Below are 22,236 nucleotides of genomic sequence, written 5' to 3' on the forward strand. Positions count from 1 at the left end.
TGCACCGCAATCGCGGGGCAAGCCCGCTCCCACCAGGCCTGATCAGGCCTTGGCCGGTTGCACGGCCAGCTCCACCACCTCGCTGCGCTTGAGCACGGCATACACCAGCGCGGTCAGCAGGCTGCCGGCCAGGATCGCCAGCAGGTACAGCAACGCGTGGTTGATGGCATTGGGAATCAGCATGACGAACAGCCCGCCGTGGGGCGCCATCAGCTTGCAGCCGAAATACATCGACAGCGCGCCGGTCAAGGCGCCACCGGCGATACTCGCCGGAATCACCCGCAGCGGGTCCTTGGCGGCAAAGGGAATCGCGCCTTCGGAAATGAAGCACAGGCCCAGTATAAACGCCGCCTTGCCCGCCTCCCGCTCGCTCTGGGCGAACTTGCGCCGGGCGATGAAGCTGGCGATGCCCAGGCCGATCGGCGGCACCATGCCCGCCGCCATGGTCGCGGCCATCGGCGCGTAGCTCTGGGACGCCAGCAAGCCGACCGAGAACGCATAGGCGGCCTTGTTGATCGGCCCGCCAAGGTCCACGCACATCATCCCGCCCAGCAGCACGCCGAGCAGGATCGCGTTGGTGGTGCCCATGCTGTCGAGAAAGTGGGTCAGCCCTTCGAGCAGCCCGGCCACCGGCTTGCCGACCACGTAGATCATCACCAGGCCCGTAAACAGGCTCGCCAGCAATGGAATGATCAGGATCGGCTTGAGCGCCTCGAGGCTGGTGGGCAAGCGCACCCAGCGGCTGATGGCCTTGGCGCTGTAGCCGGCGAGAAAGCCGGCAACGATGCCGCCGATGAAACCGGCGCCCAGGGTGCTGGCCAGCAGGCCGCCGATCATCCCCGGGGCCAGGCCCGGACGGTCGGCAATCGAGTAGGCGATGTAGCCGGCGAGCAGCGGCACCATCAGCTTGAAGGCCGCCTCGCCACCGATCTGCATCAGCGCCGCCGGCAGGGTGCCGGGCTCCTTGAAGGCTTCGATGCCGAAGACGAATGACAAGGCGATCAGCAAGCCGCCGGCCACCACCATCGGCAACATGAACGACACACCGGTGAGCAGATGCTTGTACACCCCGGCTTTCTCGCTGCGCGCAGGGCTAGCCGCAGTACCCTGCCCGCTCGACTCTTCGCGGCCTTCGGCCAGGGCCTTGTTCAGGGTGGCCTGGGCCTGCTTGAGGGCGGTACCGGTGCCGCAGCGGTAGATGCGCTTGCCGGCGAAGCGTTCGGTGGGCACCTCGATGTCGGCGGCCAGCAGCACAACATCGGCCTCGGCAATCGCCGTCGATGGCAGCGGATTGCGGGCGCCGACCGAGCCCTGGGTCTCGACCGTCAGTTGATAACCCAGCTGCTGCGCGGCCTGCTGCAAGGCTTCGGCCGCCATGAAGGTGTGGGCGACGCCAGTCGGGCAGGCGGTGATGGCGACAATCTTCGCCCCGCGCTCGACGCGTGCCGGCAGCGTTTCGGTCAGCGGCTGATAGACCTCGGCCTTCTGCGCCGCCTCGCTGAGAAAGTGCTGGGTATCGCCCAGGGCCTGGGCCGGGGTGCTCTGGAACAGGCGCTTGCCGGCGAAGCGACGCAGGTCCAGCGGGCCGGTGTTGACCACCAGCACCCAGTCGGCAGCGGCAATCACCGCTTCGGACAATTGCCGCTGCGGCTGCTGCGGGTCGTGGACCTCGACGCTGGTGCTCCAGCCCAGGCGCTGCGCGGCGGCTTCCAGCAGGCGCGCACTGAGGACACTGGAGACCTGGCCATTGGGGCAGGCGGTGACGATGGCAATGTTCATCTGCAACCCTCTTGTTGTTCTTCGCGCAGGCTCACGTCGCATTCCAGTTGCGCCAGTTGCTCGCGGTCATTGATGCCGAAACCGATCTGGGTCACGGCCTGGGCGGCAATGGCCGTGGCCCGGCGCAGGGTCTGTGCGGGCGCTTCGTCACGCAGCAGGCCATGGACCATGCCGGCCAGCAGCGAGTCGCCGGCACCGACCGTGCTGGCGACCTTGATCCGCGGCGGCACGGCGCCGAGCACGGCCCCCTGGCTGAACCAGTTGACCCCCCGCTCGCCCTGGGACACCACCACGTGCTCGACACCCTGTTCGATCAACTGGCGGGCGGCGGCTTGTTGCTCGGCAAAGCCGTGCACCGCGCTGCCCAGCACTTCGCCCAGCTCGTCGGTGTTCGGCTTGACCAGCCACGGCCCGCTTTGCAAGCCCAGGCGCAAGGCGTCGCCGCTGCTGTCCAGGGCGACCTTCAGGCCCATGGCCTTGAGCCGATCGAGCAACTGGCGCAACCACTGGGCCGTGACGCCACGCGGCAGGCTGCCGGCGACCACCACCGCATCGTGCCCGGGTGCGACCCTGGCCAGTTTCTCCAGCAATTGCTCACAGGCCCGGGCATCGACCTGCGGGCCCGGCCCGTTGATGTCGGTGACACGGCCATCGGCCTCGACCAGCTTGATATTGCAACGGGTCTCACCGGGCACGCGGACAAAACAGTCGGCAAAGCCACGGCGGGCGATCAGGCTTTCGAAAGGCTGCAGGTTGTCTTCACCCAGGAAGCCGCCGACGGTGACACTGTGCCCCAGGTCTGCCAGCACCTGGGCGACGTTCAGGCCCTTGCCCGCCGCATGGCTGTGCTGGGCCTGGCTACGGTTGACCTGGCCGCTGTGCAGGGCATCGAGGCTGACGGTCAGGTCCAGCGCCGGGTTAAGGGTCAGGGTCAGTATCTTGGCCATTCAATCGCTCTCCACCAGCGCCCGCACGGCGCTGGCACTGCCCTGCAACAACGCTTGTCGGGCAAGCTGTCGGGCGTGTTCAAAATTCAGTTCACGGACCTGTGCCTTGACCTCGGCGATGCTGCGCGCGGCAACGCTCAGTTCGTCGACGCCCAGGCCCAGTAATACGGCGACCGCCTGCGGATCGGCCGCCAGCTCCCCGCACACGCCCACCCATTTGCCATGGGCATGGGCAGCGCGCACGGTGATATCGATCAGTTGCAGCACCGCCGGGTGCAGGCCGTCGGCCTGGGCCGAGAGGCTCGGATGGCCACGGTCGATGGCCAGGGTGTACTGGGTCAGGTCGTTGGTACCGATGCTGAAGAAGTCCACTTCGTGGGCCAGCACCGGCGCCAGCAGGGCCGCCGAGGGCACCTCGACCATGATCCCCAGTTGCAGGTCGCTGACGCTGATCTCGGCGCGCAGGCGCTCGACCATGGCCCGCGCCTGCTGCCACTCCTCCAGCTGGCCGACCATGGGGAACATGATCCGCAACGGCCGGTCACCCGCCGCCCGCAACAGGGCGCGCAACTGGGTTTCCATGACCTGCGGACGCTGCAGGGTCAGGCGAATACCACGCACACCGAGGAAGGGGTTCTCTTCCTTGGCGATCGGCCAGTACGGCAGCGGCTTGTCGCCGCCCACATCCAGGGTGCGCACCACCAGCGGCCGGCCAGCGAGACCATCGAGGACACGCCGGTACTCGGCCTCCTGCTGGGCTTCGTCCGGGGCTTGCTGATGGGCCATGAAAATCAGCTCGGTGCGCAGCAGGCCGACGCCTTCGGCGCCCTGGTCGACCACTGCCTCGATACCTTTGCTTTCGCCGATATTGGCGCATACCTCGATGGCATGACCGTCACGGGTCACGGCCGGTTCCAGACGACGGGCGCGGGCCTGTTGCAGGCGCTGCTCGCGGCGCTCGCGTTCGGCCAGGGCGCGCTGCAGCTCATCGGCAGGCGGCGCCACCTGCAGGCGGCCGCGCTGGCCGTCGAGCAGCAGCAGCGTGCCTTCGGCAATCAGCAGCACCGCATCGCCGGCGCCGACCACCGCGGGAATTCCCAGGGCGCGGGCGACAATGGCACTGTGCGCGGTAGCGCCGCCACGGGCGGTGAGAATCCCGGCCACCCGCGCCGGGTCCAGGCGCGCCACATCCGACGGGCCGACCTCTTCCATCACCAGCACATAGGGCTGCTCGGGCGCTGCGCAGTCGGCTTCGCCACACAGCTGTGCCAGCACCCGCCGACCGATATCGCGCAGGTCGGCCGCCCGCTCGGCGAGCAAGGCATCGTGCAGGGCCTCCTGCTGGCGCGCGGCGGCATCGATCACTGCCATCCACGCCGCCGGTGCGCTTTCGCCCTGACGCAGGCGTTGGTCGACCTCGTCGCCCAGGTCCGGATCGGCGAGCATTTCCTGGTGGGTGATGAAAATGTCGCCAATAGCCTTGGCTTGACTGCGCTGGATCAGTGCGGCGATCTCGCCGTTCACCGCCGCCAGGGCCTGTTGCAGGCGCTGGCGCTCGGTCGGCAGGGCCTGTTGCAGGCGCTGGCGCTCGGTCGGCAGGGACTCGCCGCGCAGCGGGTAATCGAATTCACGCAGCACCTGGATATGCGCAGGACCACTGGCAATCCCCGGCGCGGCGGCCACGCCCTGGATCAGCGCACCGGCCTGCGGCGCCTCAAGCTCGGGCTCCGGCAGCAATACCGGCGCAGCTTCAACGACTTCGGCCAGCGCCTCGACCTCCTCGCCCAGGCCGGCCTCGATGGCGGCCAGCAACGCCGGCAATGCATCGGCGGCGACCGTCGGTTCGGCGATGATCTCCAGCACCTGGCCACGCCGGGCACCGAGGCTCAGCAGCTTGCTCAGGCTCTTGGCCGAAACCGCGGCCTGGCCGCTGTCGACCACCCGCAGGCGGATCTCGCCGTCGAAGGCCTTGGCCAGTTGCGCCAGCTCCTTGGCCGGGCGCGCATGCAAGCCATGGGCGTTGGCCAGGGCAATGCGGGCACTGGGCCAGTCGGCCGGCAGCTCGCCGCCGAGCACTTCCAGCACCGCACGGCTACTGGTGGCCCGGCACAACGCCTGGCCACGGCCCTCGATCAGCAAGGTGCACAGGCGCTCCAGCAATGCCTGGTGCGCGGCGCCCAGGCTGGCCAGGCAGAACACGCCGTTGACCGGCTGATCGCGATAACGCAGGGGTTGTTGCGGGGTAACGAAGGCCAGGCCCGGCTGGCGCACCGCCTGTTCGCTGTGCAGCCACCACAAGCCTTCGCCCAGCGGCAGCGACTCGACCTGTTGCAACACCCCGGCAAAGCCGCCGGCCACACAGTCGGCACGGTGCAGCAAGCGGGCTGCACGCCAGACCAGTTCATCGAAATCCTCGACCGGCACACCGAGACCGATCATCTGCGCATCCAGCGCCAGCTCCTGGGGTGCGCCCTGCAACAGCTTGAGCAGCGCCTCGGCCGAGCTGGCCCGGCGCAGCGCCTCGGCCAGGTCGGTTTCGCCCAGGGCCCGGGTCAGCAGTTGCAGCAGGCGCAGGTGCTCGTCGGAGCGCGCGGCGATGCCGATGGCCAGGTACACCCGCTGACCGTCGCCCCAGTCCACGCCGTCGGGAAACTGCAGCAAGCGCACGCCGGTGGTGAACACCTGGTCGCGGGTTTCCGGGGTGCCGTGGGGGATCGCAATACCCTGGCCGAGAAAGGTCGAGCCCTGCGCCTCACGCGCCTGCAGACCCGCCAGGTAACCCTCGGCGACCAGACCATCATTGACCAGATAGCCGGCCAGCAGTTGCAAGGCCGCTGCCTTGTCTGGCGCCGACTGGCCCATGGAAATCTGCTCTACAGTGAGCTCGAGCATGACCTTCTCCTTTGCAGCACCAGGACGGTGCCGAGGTATTGTTGTAAATTTTATTGCACAGGGCCATTACTCATAGCCCTGGGCAGGCGATGGTTCGGCAGAAAATTCGCCTGCTGAAACGTTTAATCTAGAATTGTGACCACGTTACTCGATAATCTTCGATCAATGAAGCCCCATCTTGTCGGACAATTGCGACAATGGTCGTCTGCGCCGTGATCTCTGGATCGGCGACAATTCCCGGTCAGGCTGTGCGAACAGCCACGGTAATAACAAGGAATAAGCGGTGAAACTCAGCGATATCGCCCGTCTGGCCGGTGTGTCCGTGACCACAGCCAGCTACGTCATCAATGGCAAGGCCGAACAGCAACGCATCAGCAGCAGCACGGTGGAGCGTGTGCGTGCGGTGGTCGAAGCCCATGGCTTCACCCCCAACCCGCAGGCCGCTGGCTTGCGTAGCCGGCACACCCGGACCCTGGGCTTCATTCTCCCGGACCTGGAAAACCCCAGCTACGCACGCATTGCCAAGCAGCTAGAGCAAGGTGCCCGGGCCAAAGGCTATCAACTGCTGATCGCCAGCAGCGACGACCAGCCCGACAGCGAGCGCCAGTTGCAACAACTGTTCCGTGCCCGACGTTGCGATGCGCTGTTCGTTGCCAGCTGCCTGCCGGCCGGCGATGACAGCTACCGCGAGCTGCAGGCCAAGGGCCTGCCGATCATCGCCCTCGACCGCAGCCTGGACCCAGCGCATTTCTGCTCGGTGGTCAGCGACGACCGCAACGCCAGCCTGCAACTGACCCGCAGCCTGCTGGACACCCGGCCGGCCAACATTGCCCTGATCGGCGCGCGCCCGGAACTGAGCGTCAGCCAGGCCCGCGCCGGTGGATTCGACGAGGCCCTGCAAGGCTTTGCCGGCAACATCAGCCGCTACCAGGGCGAAGCCTTCAGCCGCGAGTGCGGCCAGCGCCTGATGAACCAGCTGATCGCCGAACTCGGCGGCCTGCCCGACGCCCTGGTGACCACCTCCTACGTGCTGCTGCAAGGCGTGTTCGACGTGCTCCAGGGTCGCCCGGCCGACTCGCGCAGCCTGCAACTGGGCACCTTTGGCGACAACCAGTTGCTCGACTTCCTGCCGCTGCCGGTCAACGCCATGGCCCAACAGCACGGCGTCATGGCCGAAATCGCCCTGAAGCTGGCCCTGGCCGCCGTCGAAGAGAAACGCTACGAACCCGGCGTGCACGCCGTCGGTCGAACCTTCAAACAGCGGATCAACAAGGCCTGAACATGCGCCTGATCGACACCCACACCCATCTGGATTTTCCGGATTTCGACCACGACCGCCCGGCCTTGCTGGCCAACGCCAGAGCGGCCGGGGTCGAACGCATGGTGGTGCTGGGGGTGTATCAGGCCAACTGGCAGCGGGTCTGGGACCTGGTGAGCAGCGACCCGCAGCTGTATGCCGCCTTCGGCCTGCACCCGGTCTACCTCGACCAGCACGGCCCCGAGCATGTGCGTGAACTGGGCGACTGGCTGAGCCGCCTGCGTGGCGAACGGCAACTGTGCGCCGTGGGCGAATTCGGCCTGGACTACTACCTGCCGGAACTGGACCGAGAGCGCCAGCAGCAACTGTTCGAAGCACAGCTGCAACTGGCCGTCGACTTCAACCTGCCCGCCCTGCTCCACGTACGTCGCAGCCATGCCGTGGTGATCGCCACCCTCAAACGCTACAAACTCAAGCGCGGCGGCATCATCCACGCCTTCGCCGGTAGCGTCGAAGAGGCCCGCGAGTACCACAAGCTCGGTTTCAAGCTCGGCCTGGGCGGTGCGGCTACCTGGCCGCAGGCCCTGCGCTTGCACAAGGTGCTGCCGCAGTTGCCGCTGGAGAGCCTGGTGCTGGAAACCGATGCGCCGGACATGGCGCCGGTGATGTTTGCCGGGGTGCGTAACAGCCCGGAACATCTGCCGCAGATTGCCGGGGCGTTGGCGGACATCATCGGGATTGCGCCAGAACAGCTGGCGCAGGTCAGTAGCCGAAATGCCTGTGAGTTGTTTGGCTGGGCGAGCGACGATTCCAGTCGGTAAGGCCTTACCCACCCGCTTTGCCCTCAAGACCTGACGTGGGTCAGAACCAGCCGCTGTCATCCTCCAGCTCCTGCCGGCACTGCTTGAGCTGCGCGCCATAGACCTTGGCCTGCTGCTCCACCTTGCGCGCCACCTGCATCAGCCAGGGTTTGCTGCGATAAGTCCCGCGACTGAAACCACCGCGCCCCTCGTGGTACGCCAGGTACTGGTTGTACGTATCCCACTTGGAGATCCCCAGCTGCTGCTGGGTACCTGCGGTGTACCAGCCAATGAACATGACCGCGTCATCGAAGTTGTCACGCGAACCGCCATTGCCGGTGCCGTCCTTGTACTCACCCCAGACCGGGTCCTGGGCCTGTGCATAACCATAGGCCGAACTCACCCGCCCCCAGGGAATCACCCAGAGCAGGTAGTCACGGGGAGGCAGCGCATCGGAAACGAAACTGCTTTCCTGCTTCATGATCGCCATCGCCACATGTTGTGGCGTGCCGAATTCCTTCTGCATCTGCAGCGAATCTTCGTACCAGTCAGGGTACTCGCGGAAGATATTGCAGAGATTGTTCTGATCCCTGGGTGGTGCAGTGGCACAGCCCGCCAGCAACACCAACAGCAGCATCAGCGGCCAGAATCGACCTTGTTTCATCCATCGCCCCAGCAAGAAATGAGGGCGTTAGTTGCCCTTCGTAGTTGGCTCGGAACCTGGACAAAGCAGGTTCCGCTGTAAATCTATGATGGCCTGTGGCCTGGCAGGGTCACGCAGCAGGTGACTGGCCGGCAACCATCCGGTAAGCAAAACGGGCGAAATTATCACCCCGGTGAACACTCTGTTGAAAGGGACTCATCAGATTTTCCTGATTCCATGTAGTCCATTTCCCAAACATACTTTGGGCGCTTTCAAGGCATTGCAGGGGTCCCGCCGGGGTTCTAGTCTCGGCCGGTCGTTGCCACTTGCAACGATCGGTTTTGACAGGCCGCATTCACCGTGGACATGTGCAAGTCGTTATGGCGATTGTACGTGGGGCACCTTCGTGTGCGCCGAGTTCTCCGGTGTTCGGTCTGTCAACCCGCGTACAGTTGCCACCTATTTGTTTGACAGCGGATTCGTGGCGGCTCCACTCACCGGGAGACACCATGCTGAAAATCGTTCCTGATCCACCGGATCACTCAAACCAGTCACTGGAAGACGTTCTTGTCCAGATCTCCGAATACCTGGCCTGCGCCAGGGCTGTCGCCCTGCAGACAGTGCTACTTGATTCGAAACCTCCAGGCCAGTTACTGACCTTGACCACTCTGCACGAGATCGAAAATGCCCGAGGGTTGCTTGAAGTGGCCCTGAGCAAGGTTCAACTGTAGGGCAAGCGCCAGCATTGCTGTCGATGGGCTATCGGCAAAGCTGGCGCCTGATAGCGCACTTGGAAAATGCAGTCTGTCTCCTTCTTCGTTCGAAGTGATGAGCGGTCAGGGGCTCAGATCAGCAGGGCGGCATAATGGCACTCTTTTTTGCACACGATCAGCATCCACACTCCGCCGTTGCGAGCCCCTTTGTAATGAATACCGAAACACGCTACTCGATCATCCTGGAACGCAGCGCCGAAGTGCTGCTTGAAAACGCCCCCATGGCCCAGGTGGAGGCGTTCTGGGATGCCAATGACTCCCGCTACTTCGGTCTGCGCATGGAAGACGAGCACAGCGCTCATGCGCGAGTGTTTGTCACGGATGAGTTTCCGGAGGAGGAAGCGCTTTTCCAGCGATAACCAGGACGATAAGTCCGTCCCCCTTTTCTTTTCCTTTTCGTCTACCCGGCCCTGAATCACCCCGATGCCGATTGGCTAAGCTTGAAGGTGGATGTGCCGCATTTGACGGGCATCAACCCTCCTGCCAGCACGATCCGCACTGAACGCTGCTTGCCAGCCTCGTCTGGAAAATTGCGCTGGCAAGCCCCGTAAGCGATAAACGTAACAACCAGCACTCGGTACTACCGCCCCGTGGGTGGGTGAACATGAACATTGTTTGCGGTGCCTTGCGGTGTTTTTTCCTCTGCCTGTTGCTCTGCGGTATCAACACCTCATTCGCCGCGACGACACCCGACCTGCCAGCCGTCGAACTGACCCCCGCCGAAGAGGCCGAAGTTCAAAAACTGGTCCTGCCGGTGCCCAAGGACTGGGTCGGCGACTTCGAAGGTATGCGCCAGCGCCACCTGATCCGGGTGCTGGTGCCGTATAGCAAGACCTTCTTCGAACTCGATCGCGGTCGTCAACGCGGCCTCAGCTATGAGATTGCCAAGGGGTTCGAGGACTGGCTCAACAAAACCCAGCCGTACGCAAAAAAATCGATGCGCTGGCAAGTGATGTTGATCCCCACGAGCCGTAACGAGCTAATTCCCCGTTTGATCCAGGGCGTCGGCGACATCGCAGCCGGAGGCCTTTCGGTGACGGAAGGTCGGCTGAAAACCGTGGATTTCTCCGATCCTTTTGCGACGAACATTCCGGAAGTACTGGTGACCGCCCCCGGCAGTCAGGCCTTCGCGAAAATCGAAGACCTGTCCGGCCAGGAAATTACCGTCAGGGTGTCGAGCAGTTATTACGAACATCTCCAGACGCTGAACGCCTCATTCAAGGAAAGGGGCCTGGCGCCCATCAACCTCCAGGCAGCCGACGAAAACCTGGAGTCCGAAGACCTGCTGCAAATGGTCAATGCCGGGTTACTCAAAGCTACGGTGGTGGACCGCTACATTGCGAAGATCTGGACACCGCTGTACACCGACATGCAGATTCACGATCAGTTCTACCTGCACGACAATTCCGAATTTGCCTGGGCCATTCGCAAAAACAGCCCGGAACTCAAAGCTCAATTGGCGAAGTTCGTCAAAACCCACAAGGTCGGTACCGCCTTCGGCAATAGCCTGAGAACAAAATACGTCACCAACAGCAGCAAACGGGTGCTCAACGCCACTTCACAAGCGGAGCTGAAGAAATTCCAGGAGATGGTGGAGATTTTCAAACGCCACGCCGGCACCTACGGATTCGACCACCTGATGCTGATGGCCCAGGGTTTCCAGGAGTCGCGACTCGACCAGACTGCCCGCAGTCACAGAGGCGCGGTCGGCGTGATGCAACTGCTGCCCCAAACCGCCCGGGATCCGAAGATCGCAATCAGTGAAATCGACAAGAGCGCCGATAGAAACGTCGAAGCCGGCACCAAGTACATGCACCTGCTTGCAGACAAGTACCTCAACGATCCACAACTGACGCAAAAGAACAAAACCCTGATGACGTTTGCGGCCTACAACGCCGGCCCCGGTAACCTGCGCAAATTCCGGGCACTGGCCGAGAAGTCCGGGCTGGACAAAAACATCTGGTTTGGCAACGTCGATCAGGCGGCGGCCCAGATCGTGGGCCGGGAAACGGTGGATTATGTCAGCAATATCTACAAGTACTATGTTGCCTATAAGTTCGTAGAGGAGAAGTCGAGGGCGGCGGCTGTTGCGCCTGCGCGAGCGGATAACGAATGACTGGGGACTTTGAACCAGAACAACAAAGCCCGCACTGGGCGGGCTTTGTGGGGCTTGTCGTAGACACCCACAGGTGTCTAGAGGCTGTTCTATGGTGCCGGAGACAGGAATCGAACCTGCGACCTTCGCGTTACGAGTGCGCTGCTCTACCGACTGAGCTACACCGGCGTGGCACCAACGCTACCACTGCCGGATCGCTTACGCAAATCACTGTTTAATAACAGCTATTGCTCACTGTGCCGGAGCACCTGCGGCGGGCTTGCAGGCGGTGGGGGCGAGGTCTTCGGCGAGGTCGCTGGTGCAGGCCCAGCCCGTGGTCGAGCGGGTCAGGCTGAGGGTCTTGCCCACGGCCACGGCCGGGGCGTCGACCAGGGTGCAGACGATGCTGCCGGCGCCAGTGGCAGCAGTGCCGGTTGCGCTGATGGCGCAGTTGCCGGTACTGGCCTGGCCGCCCAGGGAGCCGACGTCGGTCACGTCCTTGCCTTCGTTCATGCGCAGGTCGAACGGGGTTTTCAGGGCGGAGATCTCGACCAGGGCGGCGGATGCCTTGGTCCGTACCTGGTGGTTGGTGTACATGGGCAGGGCGATGGTCGCCAGGATGCCGATGATCGCCACCACGATCATCAGTTCGATCAAGGTAATGCCGCGTTGTCCTTTCATGGACGTTCTCCCTCACAAATTCGGTTCGTGTCGGCAGCCAGCCGGGCCAGGCCGCCAACAGGCGCGCCAGTAGGCCCGAATAGACACCTTTTGTCACCCTGTGCCGGTGATTCGTCAGCGGGCTCGACTACTCTAGTGAGCAGCGGGCAATCCTGCCCGGGGTACCGGAGCCAAAGCTGTTTCCGGGTTTGTGCAGGCCACGCAGCAAGGAAGTCGCGATGTCCGAAAATCCCTCTGGCTACACTTGGCGCCGCCCTGCCCCGCTGCGTACACAACGACGCAATCGAGGCATGCGGGGTGGATCGAGCAAAACATCCGGAAACGCTTTCTGGCAAAAACAGGGCAGGCTCGGCACCCGCGAGCTGAGCCAGTTCAGCCGCCAGCTAGCCACCTTGCTCAGTTCGGGCGTCGCACTGTTGCAAGCCCTGGAGGTGGTTGCCCGGAGCGCAAGCCACCCGGCGCTGGTCAGTCTGGTCGATGCCTTGAAAACCGATATCGCCTCGGGTCGCAGCCTCGCGGATGCCTTGCGCCGCCATCCGCGCTGTTTCGATGCGCTGTATTGCAACCTGATCGCCAGCGGTGAGCAGTCCGGTACCCTGGAAACGGTGCTGGAGCAGGTGGCCAGCCTGCAGGAGCAGCGCCAGGCCTTGCGGTCGCGGTTGAAGAAGGCCATGACCTATCCACTGATCGTGCTGCTGACCGGGCTGGGGGTGTCTGCCCTGTTGCTGCTGAAAGTGGTGCCGCAATTTCAGGCGATGTTCAGCGGCTTCGGTGCCGAGCTGCCCGCCTTCACACAAGCGGTGATCGGCCTGTCGGACTGGCTGGGGGATGCTGTCGGGTGGCTGCTGCTGCTCACGCTGGTCAGTGGCTGGAGCCTGCGGCAGGCGTATCGACTCAAGCCGGCCTTTCGCCTGTGGTGCCTGCGCTCGGCGCTGAAGCTGCCGGTAGCCGGGGCCTTGCTGGGCAATGCCGCCCTGGCCCGTTTCGCCCGCACCCTGTCCACCTCCTTTGCCGCCGGCGTGCCGCTGGTTGAAGCGCTGGGGCCGGTGGCCGGCGCCTGTGGCAATCCGCTGTTCGAGCAGGCAGTGCTACGCCTGCGCAAGGACCTGGCCAATGGGCAGTCGTTAACTCAGGCATTGGCCTACAGCGGTTTGTTCCCACCTCTGATGCAGCAGATGTGCGCGATCGGCGAAACTGCCGGCACGCTGGAGGTGATGCTGGCACGGGTTGCCAGCTACTATGAAAGCGCAATCGAAGGCTCGCTCGACAACCTGGCCAGCCTGCTCGAACCGCTGATCGTGCTGATCCTCGGTGTACTGGTGGGCAGTCTGGTGATTGCCATGTACCTGCCAATCTTTCAGTTGGGTAGTGTGATCTGAACATGGACCTGATCGATGCGCTGGCCAGCCAGCCACTGTTGTACCTGGGCGCGGCCCTGTTGCTGGGCTTGATCGTCGGCAGCTTTCTCAATGTGCTGGTGCACCGCTTGCCGATCATGCTGCAACGGCAGTGGCAGGCTGAAGCACGGGAGGTGCTGGAATTGCCCGGTATTGCCGAGCCCGAGCGCTACGACCTGTTCCTGCCCGCCTCCCAGTGTCCGCATTGTGGGCATCGCATTCGCCCCTGGGAGAACATCCCGGTGCTGAGCTACCTGATGCTGCGCGGGCGTTGTTCCAGTTGCCACAGCCCCATCAGCCCGCGCTACCCGCTGGTGGAGCTGGGTTGCGCGGTAATCACGGTGTATATCGCCTGGCACCAGGGCGCCAGCTCCAGCGCCCTGGCGCTGATGCTGCTCAGTTGGGGCCTGCTGGCCATGAGCCTGATCGATATCGAGCATCGGCTATTGCCTGATGTCTTGGTATTCCCGTTGTTGTGGCTGGGGCTGATCGTCAACGCCTTCGAGCTGTTCGCGCCGCTGCCGGACGCGTTGTGGGGTGCCGTGGCCGGTTACCTCAGCTTGTGGACGGTGTTCTGGCTGTTCAAGATGATCACCGGCAAGGAGGGCATGGGTTACGGCGACTTCAAGTTGCTGGCGCTAATCGGCGCCTGGGGTGGCTGGCAGATCCTGCCGCTGACCCTGCTGCTGTCGTCGTTGCTTGGCGCGGTGATCGGGCTGATTGTGCTGCGCCTGAAAGGACAGAAAGCCAGCACACCGATCCCGTTCGGCCCCTATCTGGCCATTGCGGGCTGGATCGCACTGCTCTGGGGTGGTCAAATAACCACTTCTTACCTGAAATACTCTGGAATGTGATGACCACCGCTGCTTTCACTCCCTGGATTCTCGGCCTGACCGGCGGCATCGGCAGTGGCAAGAGCGCGGCCGCCCAGCGCTTTGTCGAACTGGGCGTGCACCTGGTGGACGCCGACCAGGCCGCGCGCTGGGTGGTCGAGCCCGGTCGGCCGGCCCTGGCCCGTATCGTCGAGCGTTTCGGCCCCGGTGTCCTGCAGGAGGACGGGCAGTTGAACCGTGCCGCCCTGCGCCAGCTGATCTTCGCCGACGCCGAACAACGGCGCTGGCTCGAAGCCCTGCTGCATCCGTTGATCGGCCAGGAAATCTTCAGCTACCTGGCCAAGGCAGAATCACCCTATGCAGTGTTCGTCTCGCCCTTGATGGTCGAATCGGGCCAGTACCAGCGCACCCAGCGCCTGCTGGTGATCGACGCGCCCCAGGAGTTGCAGGTCCAGCGTACCCTGCTGCGCGACCAGACCAGCCCCGAGCAGGTCCAGGCCATCCTCCAGGCCCAGGCCAGCCGCGAGGAACGCCTGCGCCACGCCCATGATGTGCTGGTCAACGACCGCGACCTGGCCTGGCTGCATTCGGAGGTCGACCGCCTGCACCACTTTTACCTGACTTTGCGAGGAGGCCAAGCATGAGCCAACCCCTGACCGTAGAATGCCCGACCTGCGGCGCCCCCGTGGAATGGAGCGCCGCCAGCCCGTTCCGGCCGTTCTGCTCCGATCGCTGCAAGCTGATCGACCTGGGCGCCTGGGCCGCTGAAGAGCACAAGATACCGGTCGCCCCGGATGCCGAAGACGAGCTGTTTTCCGGCGAACTGGATCCCCGCGCCCACCATTGAGCCTCAACGCCCGGGGTCGTCGTCCTTCCAGGGCGCCTGCAGGTAGCGGGTGCGGTTGAAGGTCTCCAGCCACTCCGGGCAGAACACCACCAGTGCGCTGACCACCATGCCGTTGATGAAAGCTTCGGGAAAGATGATCAGCCACAGGTAGCCGATAAAGTCCTCGATCCATTCCGGCATCACGAAGCGCCCGTCCATCCACAGGATGCCCAGCCCCGCCAGCAGGCATAGCAGTGCCGCCAGCGCCGCGGCGAAAAAGCCCGAGCAGAAGATGTAGACGAACAGGTTCTTCGGCTGCGCCCGTTCCACCAGGATCGCGCAGGCCTCGGTGACCAGCACCGGCAAGCCGATGAACAACAGGCCGTTGACTCCCATGGCTGCCAGGTCCTGGCGCCCGAGCAGCATCAGCCCGGTCTGGGCGACCAGGCCGCCAAGGAGGGCCAGGGGCCAGTCCAGCAACAGGGTGACGGCGGTCATGCCGATGAAGTGGTAGGAAACGCCGGTGTCGAAGTCGCGTCGTACCAGCCAGAGGGCGAACAAGGCGAACATGGTGCCGAACAGCAGGTGCTGGCGGCGACTGTCGCTGAACAGTTCGACCCAGGGGGTGCGCCAGATGGCCCAGAGCAGCAGCGGCACATAGCCAAGCCAGCCGAGCATGAGGGTCTGCTGCGACAACACATGAGCGCCAATCACCGTACACGACCTTTGCTTGCGATCCTGTCGGCAGTCTACACCGCACGCCCCCAGCGCTGGCCGACAATAAAACGGCGCGCACTAACAACTATCACGATTTGACCGCTAAGCTTGTCCCATGGATGACTCAGACTACCTGCGCCTGCTCACCATTCAGGCCGAACAAGCCAATGCGTTTCTGTCCAATGCCCGTAAATGGGAACGCGAGCGTTGGGTTTGCCAACGCCTGCTGCAAGGCCTGAACATTCCCTATCGCAGCGAGGATTTCACGCCTGCCGGCCAGGAGCCGCCGGATGTGCTGTTTCGCGATGCCGCCTTCGAGGTGTTTTTCGTCCTCGATGAAGGCCGCCGCCTCAACGATGAGTGGCGCGAGGAGCTGCAACGCCGGCGCAGCGCCTTCTCCCTCAGTCAGTTGGTGCGCCGCGAGGCGCGGCCCCGACGGATCAGCGCGCAAGAACTGCTGCAGCGCCTGGCCCCGACCCTGCGCAAGAAGTCGCACAACTACCAGGAACGCGGCCTGGACCTGAGCGAGCTGGACATCATTGCCTTTGCCAGCCTCAAGCGCGAAGTGCTCGACCTCAACAGCCATTTTCCGCCGCCGACCGAGTACCTGCGCCAGGGCTGGCGTTCGCTGTCACTGGTCGGCCCGACCTTCGCCCGGGTGCTGTTCGCCCACCCCGATGCCCCGGAATTCCTGCGTGGCAACCTCGGGCGCAGCATTGTCTTCGATGTCGGCATCAGCCTCTGAGCTGGCCCCCTGCCAACGCGTAATGGCATAAATTCCGCGCCGATGATACAAAGCGCAATCATTCGTCATAAAGACCGCGGCGTGACTGCACGATGGGCCCTGTTCGAACAACTACAGTGAACCCTGTAGCTTCCCTTCAGTCACAAGCGTCTACCTGACGAGGCCTCCATGACCAGCCGCCTGACCCCCGAAGACCAACGTCGTGTCGATGACTACCTGCAAGCACCCCAACATCAAGTCGAGCGCAAGCCTTTCCGGCCCTGGCTGCTCCTTTGGATGGTGGTGCTGGTGACCATTGGCCTGGGCCTGTTGAGCCGCCTCTTGAGTAACCTGGTGCTATGAGCTGCCTTGCGCTCGCCCGAACCGCCCGCCCCGTGCGGCCGCCCACTCGAGACCCGAATTCCGTAAACCTTATGAGATATCTCCATGACTCACCGTATCGTGATTGTCGGCGGCGGCGCCGGCGGCCTGGAACTGGCGACCCGCCTGGGCAAGACCCTGGGTAAGAAAGGCAGCGCCAGTATCACCCTGGTCGACGCCAACCTGACGCACATCTGGAAACCGTTGCTGCACGAAGTGGCTGCCGGCTCGCTGAACTCCTCGGAAGACGAACTGAACTACGTGGCCCAGGCCAAGTGGAATCACTTCCAGTTCCAGCTCGGGCGCATGAGTGGCCTGGACCGCGAGAGCAAGCAGATCCAGCTGGCCGCGACCCTCGATGAAGAGGGCCGCGAGCTGCTGCCTGCGCGCACCCTGGGTTACGACACCCTGGTCATCGCCGTGGGCAGCAACACCAACGATTTCGGCACCCTGGGGGCTGCCCAGCACTGCCTGTTCCTCGACACCCGCAAGCAGGCCGAGCGTTTCCACCAGCAGTTGCTCAACCATTACCTGCGCGCCCATGCCGGCGACCAGGCCAATGAAACCATCAGCGTCGCCATCGTCGGCGCCGGTGCCACCGGCGTGGAGCTGGCCGCCGAACTGCATCACGCTGCCCACGAGCTGGCGGCCTACGGCCTGGACCGCATCCAGCCCAAGGACATGCACATCACCCTGATCGAGGCCGGTCCCCGGGTGTTGCCGGCACTGCCGGAGCGCATCAGCGTGCCGGTGCACAAGACCCTGGAAAAGCTCGGCGTCACGGTCATGACCAACGCCGCGGTCAGCGAAGTCACCGCCACCGAACTCAAGACCGGCAATGGCGATGTGATCCAGGCCAGCCTGAAAGTCTGGGCGGCCGGTATCCGTGCGCCAGGCTTCCTCAAGGATATCGACGGCCTGGAAACCAACCGGATCAACCAGCTGGTGGTGCGCCCTACCCTGCAGACCACCCTGGACGACGACATCTTCGCCTTCGGCGACTGCGCCGCCTGCCCACAACCGGGTAGCGACCGCAACGTGCCGCCACGGGCCCAGGCGGCTCACCAGCAGGCTTCGATGCTGGTCAAGTCGTTCAAGGCGCGCCTGGAAGGCAAGCCGTTGCCGACCTACGCCTACCGTGACTACGGCTCGCTGGTTTCGCTGTCGCGTTTCTCGGCGGTAGGCAACCTGATGGGCAACCTGACCGGTAGCGTGATGCTCGAGGGCTGGCTGGCGCGGATGTTCTATGTGTCGTTGTACCGCATGCACCAGATGGCACTGTACGGCACGTTCCGTACGCTGATGCTGATGCTGGGCAGCCGCATTGGCCGGGGTACCGAGCCGCGCCTGAAGCTGCACTGACGTTCTGCGGTACCTGTAGGAGCGGGCTTGCCCCGCGATCAGGCCGATGTGAGCACTGCTGATGCATTGCCTGCCCCGGCCTCTTCGCGGGGCAAGCCCGCTCCTACGCGGTTTATCTGAGCACTCGGTAGGTGCTTTGCACGAAACCATTCTCGAATGTGGTGCTGCGCATGTGCTGCAGCTTCACGTCCGCCGCCAACGCCCCGAACAGGGGAATGCCACTGCCCAATAGCACCGGAATCCGGGTAATGGTCAGTTCATCCAGCCGCCCTTCACGCAAAAAGCTCTGAATCACCTGGCCACCGTCCAGGTACAGGCTCTTGGCGCCCGTATCGTGCAGATAGTCCACCAGGTCGGCGATCGGCCCGGGATGGACTTCGACACCTTCAGCCTGGCCCAGGGTGCTGCTCAGCACCACGACCCGCTTGTGCGGATACGGCCAGTCGCCAAAGGTCAGGACTTTCTCGTAGGTATTGCGGCCCATGACCAGGGTATCGATGGTCGCCATGTAGGCGGCATAGCCATGATCGTCACTGGAGCTGGTGGCAACCATCAACCAGTCCAGCTCGCCACTTTCACGGGCAATGAAGCCATCGAGGCTGGTGGCGATGTATACGGAGGCTTTGAGGGTCATGGGGCAGCTCCCTTGCAGAATCTAGCCGGATAGTAGCAGGCAATATTCCAGGCTGCAGAAACGAAAAAAGGGCACCCTTTGCAAGGTGCCCTTCTTTCTGAATATGGTCGGGGTGAGGGGATTCGAACTCCTGACATCCTGCTCCCAAAGCAGGCGCGCTACCGGACTGCGCTACACCCCGGTAAAAAAAAAGCACCTGTTACGGCGCCTTTTTTTCGTTGACCAGCCGCTAATGGCAAACTGATCCTTTAAGATCCAAACCCAGCGAACCGAGCTCGAAAATGGTGGGTCGTGTAGGATTCGAACCTACGACCAATTGGTTAAAAGCCAACTGCTCTACCAACTGAGCTAACGACCCAAATATGGTCGGGGTGAGGGGATTCGAACTCCTGACATCCTGCTCCCAAAGCAGGCGCGCTACCGGACTGCGCTACACCCCGAAATTGGCTCCGCGACCTGGACTCGAACCAGGGACCCAATGATTAACAGTCATTTGCTCTACCGACTGAGCTATCGCGGAACTACAAACTTCGTTACAACATTTACTGCAATTTCGAAAACCGTATCGCTACCGCTTCGAACACTTCGACCGTTCGCATCGCTGCGTTCGTGTCTCTGTGGCGCCGTATTCTACAGCCTTCGAAACCCTTGTCAATCCCTAATTTGCATTCAACTTACTGATTTGCAACTTTTTTTCAGATTTCCAGTTTTGCCGGAAAGCTGCGGGGTGACATACAGCGGGGCGCACTTTACAAGCACTGAAGAAAAAATGCAAAGAAAAAAAAGGCCCCGATAATCGGGGCCTTGATCTAAGCCTGTGAAAACTCAGGCAAAGACGATTTCCTCACCCTCTACCTGGGCGGTGATCGCCGTGCCCGGCAGGAACTTGCCCGCCAGGATCAGCTGCGCCAGCGGGTTCTCGATCCAGCGCTGGATCGCCCGTTTCAGTGGCCGTGCGCCGTAGACCGGGTCGTAACCGACGGCGATCAGTTTATCCAGCGCCTCGTCGCTCAGCTCCAGGCTCAGGTCGCGCTCGGCCAGGCGGCTGCGCAGGCGACCCAGCTGGATCTGGGTAATGCCGGCGATCTGGTCGCGACCCAGCGGCTCGAACACCACCACTTCGTCGATCCGGTTGATGAACTCGGGACGGAAATGCGACCCGACCGCGTCCATCACCGCAGCGCGCTGCGCCTCGCGATCGCCTACCAGGTCCTGGATCTGCGCGGAGCCCAGGTTGGAGGTCATCACGATCACCGTATTGCGGAAATCCACCGTACGGCCGTGACTGTCGGTCAGGCGACCGTCTTCGAGCACCTGCAGCAACACGTTGAACACATCCGGGTGGGCCTTCTCGACCTCGTCGAGCAGCACCACCGAATAGGGTTTGCGCCGCACCGCCTCGGTCAGGTAGCCGCCCTCTTCATAGCCGACGTAGCCTGGTGGCGCACCGATCAGGCGGGCCACGGAGTGTTTCTCCATGAACTCGGACATGTCGATCCGCACCATTGCCTCTTCGGTGTCGAACAGGAACTCCGCCAGCGCCTTGCACAGTTCGGTCTTGCCCACCCCGGTCGGGCCGAGGAACAGGAACGAGCCGCTTGGCCGGTTCGGGTCGGAGAGCCCGGCACGGGAACGGCGCACGGCGTTGGAGACCGCGACAACGGCCTCTTCCTGACCGATCACGCGCTGGTGCAGCAGGTTTTCCATTTTCAGCAGTTTTTCCCGCTCGCCTTCGAGCATCTTGGACACGGGGATGCCGGTCCACTTGGACACGACTTCGGCGATTTCCTCTTCGGTCACCTTGTTGCGCAGCAGCTGGTTCTCGGCCTTGCCGTGCTGGTCGACCATCTGCAGGCTGCGCTCCAGATCCGGGATCACCCCGTACTGCAGTTCGGCCATGCGGCTGAGGTCGCCTTTGCGCCGTGCGGTTTCCAGCTCCTGGCGTGCCTGCTCGATCTTTTGCTGGATCTGCGCAGAGCCCTGTACCTCGGCTTTTTCCGAAGTCCAGACTTCTTCCAGGTCGGCGTATTCACGCTCCAGCCGGGCAATCTCTTCGGTGAGCTTCTCCAGGCGCTTGAGGGCGGCCTCGTCGTCTTCCTTCTTCAGCGCCTGGGATTCGACCTTCAGTTGAATCAGGCGACGTTCCAGGCGGTCGAGCACCTCCGGCTTGGAGTCGATCTCCATACGGATACGGCTGGCCGCTTCGTCGATCAGGTCGATGGCCTTGTCCGGCAGCTGGCGGTCAGTGATGTAGCGATGGCTGAGCTTGGCCGCGGCGATGATCGCGCCGTCGGTGATCGCCACCTTGTGGTGCACCTCGTAACGCTCCTTGAGGCCACGCAGGATGGCGATGGTGTCTTCCTCGCTCGGCTCCTCCACCAGCACTTTCTGGAAGCGCCGCTCAAGGGCTGCGTCCTTCTCGATGTACTGACGGTATTCGTTCAGCGTGGTCGCACCGACGCAATGCAGCTCGCCACGGGCCAGGGCCGGCTTGAGCATGTTGCCGGCATCCATGGAGCCCTCGCCCTTGCCGGCGCCGACCATGGTGTGCAGTTCGTCGATGAACAGGATGATCTGCCCTTCCTGCTTGGACAGTTCGTTGAGCAGTGCCTTGAGGCGCTCTTCGAACTCACCGCGAAACTTCGCCCCGGCAATCAGCGCGCCCATGTCCAGCGACAGCAGACGCTTGCCTTTGAGGCCATCCGGCACTTCGCCATTGATGATGCGCTGGGCCAGGCCTTCGGCGATGGCGGTTTTACCCACGCCAGGCTCACCGATCAGCACCGGGTTGTTCTTGGTCCGGCGTTGCAGCACCTGGATGGTGCGGCGGATTTCGTCGTCACGGCCGATCACCGGATCGAGCTTGCCGTCTTCGGCACGCTTGGTCAGGTCGACGGTGTACTTGTCCAGGGCCTGGCGCGACTCTTCGGCGTTCGGGTCGTTGACCGCCTCGCCGCCGCGCAGGTTGCTGATGGCGTTTTCCAGGGCTTTCTTGGTTACGCCCTGGCCGAGCAGCAGCTTGCCCAGCTTGCTGTTCTCGTCCATGGCCGCCAGCAGCACCAGCTCGCTGGAGATGAACTGGTCGCCCTTCTGCTGGGCCAGGCGGTCGGCCTGGTTGAGCAGGCGCGCCAGGTCCTGGGACATATTGACGTCGCCGGTCGGGTTCTGGATTTTCGGCAGTTGGTCGAGCTCTTTGCTCAACGCCTTGCGCAGGCTGTTGACGTCGAAGCCCACCTGCATCAGCAGCGGCTTGATCGAACCACCTTGCTGATCGATCAGGGCTTGCAGCAGGTGTGCGGGCTCGATGGCTGGATGGTCCATGCCAACGGCCAGGGATTGGGAGTCGGATAACGCCAGTTGGAGCTTGCTGGTCAAACGGTCTATTCGCATAAGTTACCTTCCTTTATGGGCAGGCCGGAGCGATGGACACACCTGATGAAGAAAAACCTGCCAGAGATACCCTTCTAGATAGGGTTGATTCTGGAAGATTCAAG

20 protein-coding genes and 5 tRNA genes are annotated in these 22,236 nt (G+C 63.2%); 12 read left to right on the plus strand and 13 right to left on the minus strand.

From position 1 onward, the window contains the following. Nucleotides 1-42: 42 nt before the first annotated feature. From M2D63_RS18930 to ptsP, 3 genes are read right to left on the minus strand one after another with little or no spacing between them, the layout of a single operon-like run. Entirely contained in the window at nt 43-1,779 is a 1,737-nt protein-coding gene (locus M2D63_RS18930; protein ID WP_285864525.1) for a PTS fructose-like transporter subunit IIB, read from the minus strand. Then, nucleotides 1,776-2,726: a 1-phosphofructokinase gene (gene pfkB, locus M2D63_RS18935; protein WP_285864526.1), complete on the minus strand. Its 951-nt coding sequence runs from the start codon at nt 2,724-2,726 to the stop codon at nt 1,776-1,778. The genes M2D63_RS18930 and pfkB overlap by 4 nt, the downstream gene beginning before the upstream one ends. Then, a complete protein-coding gene (gene ptsP, locus M2D63_RS18940; protein ID WP_285864527.1) occupies nt 2,727-5,618 on the minus strand; it encodes a phosphoenolpyruvate--protein phosphotransferase in 2,892 nt (963 codons plus the stop codon). It lies immediately after the preceding gene. Nucleotides 5,619-5,901: 283 nt separating this feature from the next. Here ptsP and cra point away from each other — a divergent pair, with 283 nt between their 5' ends. Further along, entirely contained in the window at nt 5,902-6,897 is a 996-nt protein-coding gene (gene cra, locus M2D63_RS18945) for a catabolite repressor/activator (protein WP_285864528.1), read from the plus strand. Nucleotides 6,898-6,899: 2 nt separating this feature from the next. Further along, entirely contained in the window at nt 6,900-7,697 is a 798-nt protein-coding gene (locus tag M2D63_RS18950) for a TatD family hydrolase (RefSeq protein ID WP_285864529.1), read from the plus strand. Between the two features lie 40 nt (nt 7,698-7,737). Here the strand turns inward: M2D63_RS18950 and M2D63_RS18955 are convergent, their stop codons facing one another. Further along, nucleotides 7,738-8,340, minus strand: a complete 603-nt coding sequence (locus M2D63_RS18955; protein WP_285864530.1) for a hypothetical protein — start codon at nt 8,338-8,340, stop codon at nt 7,738-7,740. A gap of 488 nt (nt 8,341-8,828) precedes the next feature. Here M2D63_RS18955 and M2D63_RS18960 point away from each other — a divergent pair, with 488 nt between their 5' ends. The 3 genes from M2D63_RS18960 to M2D63_RS18970 all read left to right on the plus strand — a co-directional run bounded on the left by M2D63_RS18960 (nt 8,829) and on the right by M2D63_RS18970 (nt 11,208). Then, nucleotides 8,829-9,050: a hypothetical protein gene (locus M2D63_RS18960; protein ID WP_285864531.1), complete on the plus strand. Its 222-nt coding sequence runs from the start codon at nt 8,829-8,831 to the stop codon at nt 9,048-9,050. 194 nt (nt 9,051-9,244) lie between these two features. Then, entirely contained in the window at nt 9,245-9,451 is a 207-nt protein-coding gene (locus M2D63_RS18965; RefSeq protein ID WP_285864532.1) for a hypothetical protein, read from the plus strand. 245 nt (nt 9,452-9,696) lie between these two features. After that, a complete protein-coding gene (locus M2D63_RS18970; protein ID WP_285864533.1) occupies nt 9,697-11,208 on the plus strand; it encodes a lytic transglycosylase F in 1,512 nt (503 codons plus the stop codon). 92 nt (nt 11,209-11,300) lie between these two features. On the opposite strand, the gene M2D63_RS18975 is transcribed toward M2D63_RS18970, so the two are convergent. Together M2D63_RS18975 and M2D63_RS18980 are read right to left on the minus strand one after the other, a co-directional pair. Next, a tRNA-Thr gene (locus M2D63_RS18975) sits at nt 11,301-11,376 on the minus strand. 63 nt (nt 11,377-11,439) lie between these two features. Further along, entirely contained in the window at nt 11,440-11,868 is a 429-nt protein-coding gene (locus tag M2D63_RS18980; RefSeq protein WP_285864534.1) for a pilin, read from the minus strand. Nucleotides 11,869-12,086: 218 nt separating this feature from the next. Here M2D63_RS18980 and M2D63_RS18985 point away from each other — a divergent pair, with 218 nt between their 5' ends. The 4 genes from M2D63_RS18985 to yacG are packed head-to-tail and all read left to right on the plus strand — an operon-like array spanning nt 12,087 to nt 14,945. Beyond that, a complete protein-coding gene (locus M2D63_RS18985) occupies nt 12,087-13,247 on the plus strand; it encodes a type II secretion system F family protein (protein WP_285864536.1) in 1,161 nt (386 codons plus the stop codon). A 2-nt stretch (nt 13,248-13,249) separates the two neighbouring features. Further along, nucleotides 13,250-14,119: an A24 family peptidase gene (locus tag M2D63_RS18990; protein WP_285864537.1), complete on the plus strand. Its 870-nt coding sequence runs from the start codon at nt 13,250-13,252 to the stop codon at nt 14,117-14,119. Next, nucleotides 14,119-14,742 carry a dephospho-CoA kinase gene (gene coaE, locus M2D63_RS18995; protein WP_285864538.1) on the plus strand — a complete coding sequence of 208 codons (624 nt, stop codon included), beginning with the start codon at nt 14,119-14,121 and terminating at the stop codon, nt 14,740-14,742. Before M2D63_RS18990 ends, coaE begins: the two co-directional genes overlap by 1 nt. After that, nucleotides 14,739-14,945: a DNA gyrase inhibitor YacG gene (yacG, locus tag M2D63_RS19000; protein ID WP_285864539.1), complete on the plus strand. Its 207-nt coding sequence runs from the start codon at nt 14,739-14,741 to the stop codon at nt 14,943-14,945. The genes coaE and yacG overlap by 4 nt, the downstream gene beginning before the upstream one ends. A gap of 3 nt (nt 14,946-14,948) precedes the next feature. Here the strand turns inward: yacG and M2D63_RS19005 are convergent, their stop codons facing one another. Then, nucleotides 14,949-15,638, minus strand: coding sequence for an energy-coupling factor ABC transporter permease (locus M2D63_RS19005; RefSeq protein ID WP_285864540.1), 690 nt, complete (start codon nt 15,636-15,638; stop codon nt 14,949-14,951). Nucleotides 15,639-15,756: 118 nt separating this feature from the next. Here M2D63_RS19005 and M2D63_RS19010 point away from each other — a divergent pair, with 118 nt between their 5' ends. The 3 genes from M2D63_RS19010 to M2D63_RS19020 all read left to right on the plus strand — a co-directional run bounded on the left by M2D63_RS19010 (nt 15,757) and on the right by M2D63_RS19020 (nt 18,108). Next, on the plus strand, nt 15,757-16,386 hold the full coding sequence (locus tag M2D63_RS19010) for a DUF1780 domain-containing protein (RefSeq protein WP_285864541.1): 630 nt from the start codon (nt 15,757-15,759) through the stop codon (nt 16,384-16,386). A 168-nt stretch (nt 16,387-16,554) separates the two neighbouring features. Continuing rightward, nucleotides 16,555-16,728, plus strand: coding sequence for a DUF3094 family protein (locus M2D63_RS19015; RefSeq protein ID WP_285864542.1), 174 nt, complete (start codon nt 16,555-16,557; stop codon nt 16,726-16,728). An 84-nt stretch (nt 16,729-16,812) separates the two neighbouring features. Continuing rightward, complete coding sequence (locus M2D63_RS19020) at nt 16,813-18,108, plus strand: NAD(P)/FAD-dependent oxidoreductase (RefSeq protein WP_285864543.1); 1,296 nt, start codon at nt 16,813-16,815, stop codon at nt 18,106-18,108. Between the two features lie 112 nt (nt 18,109-18,220). Here the strand turns inward: M2D63_RS19020 and M2D63_RS19025 are convergent, their stop codons facing one another. The 6 genes from M2D63_RS19025 to clpB form a co-directional block, all read right to left on the minus strand. Beyond that, complete coding sequence (locus M2D63_RS19025) at nt 18,221-18,742, minus strand: dihydrofolate reductase family protein (protein ID WP_285864544.1); 522 nt, start codon at nt 18,740-18,742, stop codon at nt 18,221-18,223. A gap of 104 nt (nt 18,743-18,846) precedes the next feature. Next, a tRNA-Pro gene (locus M2D63_RS19030) sits at nt 18,847-18,923 on the minus strand. A 101-nt stretch (nt 18,924-19,024) separates the two neighbouring features. Beyond that, nucleotides 19,025-19,100: transfer RNA gene (locus M2D63_RS19035), tRNA-Lys, on the minus strand. Between the two features lie 5 nt (nt 19,101-19,105). Next, nucleotides 19,106-19,182 (minus strand) — tRNA-Pro (locus tag M2D63_RS19040). A gap of 4 nt (nt 19,183-19,186) precedes the next feature. Then, nucleotides 19,187-19,262: transfer RNA gene (locus tag M2D63_RS19045), tRNA-Asn, on the minus strand. A gap of 305 nt (nt 19,263-19,567) precedes the next feature. Next, complete coding sequence (gene clpB / locus M2D63_RS19050) at nt 19,568-22,132, minus strand: ATP-dependent chaperone ClpB (protein ID WP_285864545.1); 2,565 nt, start codon at nt 22,130-22,132, stop codon at nt 19,568-19,570. Nucleotides 22,133-22,236: the final 104 nt, after the last annotated feature.

It is taken from the genome of Pseudomonas sp. BJa5 (assembly GCF_030272875.2).
Taxonomy (GTDB): Bacteria; Pseudomonadota; Gammaproteobacteria; order Pseudomonadales; family Pseudomonadaceae; genus Aquipseudomonas.

What these genes read in the sequence shown, in the direction of transcription:
- coaE (WP_285864538.1), top strand. Translation starts at nt 14,119, where the DNA reads ATGACCACCGCTGCTTTCACTCCCTGGATTCTCGGCCTGACCGGCGGC.
- M2D63_RS18980 (WP_285864534.1), bottom strand. Translation starts at nt 11,868, where the DNA reads ATGAAAGGACAACGCGGCATTACCTTGATCGAACTGATGATCGTGGTG.
- pfkB (WP_285864526.1), bottom strand. Translation starts at nt 2,726, where the DNA reads ATGGCCAAGATACTGACCCTGACCCTTAACCCGGCGCTGGACCTGACC.
- ptsP (WP_285864527.1), bottom strand. Translation starts at nt 5,618, where the DNA reads ATGCTCGAGCTCACTGTAGAGCAGATTTCCATGGGCCAGTCGGCGCCA.
- M2D63_RS18985 (WP_285864536.1), top strand. Translation starts at nt 12,087, where the DNA reads ATGTCCGAAAATCCCTCTGGCTACACTTGGCGCCGCCCTGCCCCGCTG.
- M2D63_RS18960 (WP_285864531.1), top strand. Translation starts at nt 8,829, where the DNA reads ATGCTGAAAATCGTTCCTGATCCACCGGATCACTCAAACCAGTCACTG.
- clpB (WP_285864545.1), bottom strand. Translation starts at nt 22,132, where the DNA reads ATGCGAATAGACCGTTTGACCAGCAAGCTCCAACTGGCGTTATCCGAC.
- M2D63_RS19025 (WP_285864544.1), bottom strand. Translation starts at nt 18,742, where the DNA reads ATGACCCTCAAAGCCTCCGTATACATCGCCACCAGCCTCGATGGCTTC.
- yacG (WP_285864539.1), top strand. Translation starts at nt 14,739, where the DNA reads ATGAGCCAACCCCTGACCGTAGAATGCCCGACCTGCGGCGCCCCCGTG.
- M2D63_RS18930 (WP_285864525.1), bottom strand. Translation starts at nt 1,779, where the DNA reads ATGAACATTGCCATCGTCACCGCCTGCCCCAATGGCCAGGTCTCCAGT.
- M2D63_RS18955 (WP_285864530.1), bottom strand. Translation starts at nt 8,340, where the DNA reads ATGAAACAAGGTCGATTCTGGCCGCTGATGCTGCTGTTGGTGTTGCTG.
- M2D63_RS18970 (WP_285864533.1), top strand. Translation starts at nt 9,697, where the DNA reads ATGAACATTGTTTGCGGTGCCTTGCGGTGTTTTTTCCTCTGCCTGTTG.
- M2D63_RS18965 (WP_285864532.1), top strand. Translation starts at nt 9,245, where the DNA reads ATGAATACCGAAACACGCTACTCGATCATCCTGGAACGCAGCGCCGAA.
- M2D63_RS19020 (WP_285864543.1), top strand. Translation starts at nt 16,813, where the DNA reads ATGACTCACCGTATCGTGATTGTCGGCGGCGGCGCCGGCGGCCTGGAA.
- M2D63_RS19015 (WP_285864542.1), top strand. Translation starts at nt 16,555, where the DNA reads ATGACCAGCCGCCTGACCCCCGAAGACCAACGTCGTGTCGATGACTAC.
- M2D63_RS18950 (WP_285864529.1), top strand. Translation starts at nt 6,900, where the DNA reads ATGCGCCTGATCGACACCCACACCCATCTGGATTTTCCGGATTTCGAC.
- M2D63_RS19010 (WP_285864541.1), top strand. Translation starts at nt 15,757, where the DNA reads ATGGATGACTCAGACTACCTGCGCCTGCTCACCATTCAGGCCGAACAA.
- M2D63_RS18990 (WP_285864537.1), top strand. Translation starts at nt 13,250, where the DNA reads ATGGACCTGATCGATGCGCTGGCCAGCCAGCCACTGTTGTACCTGGGC.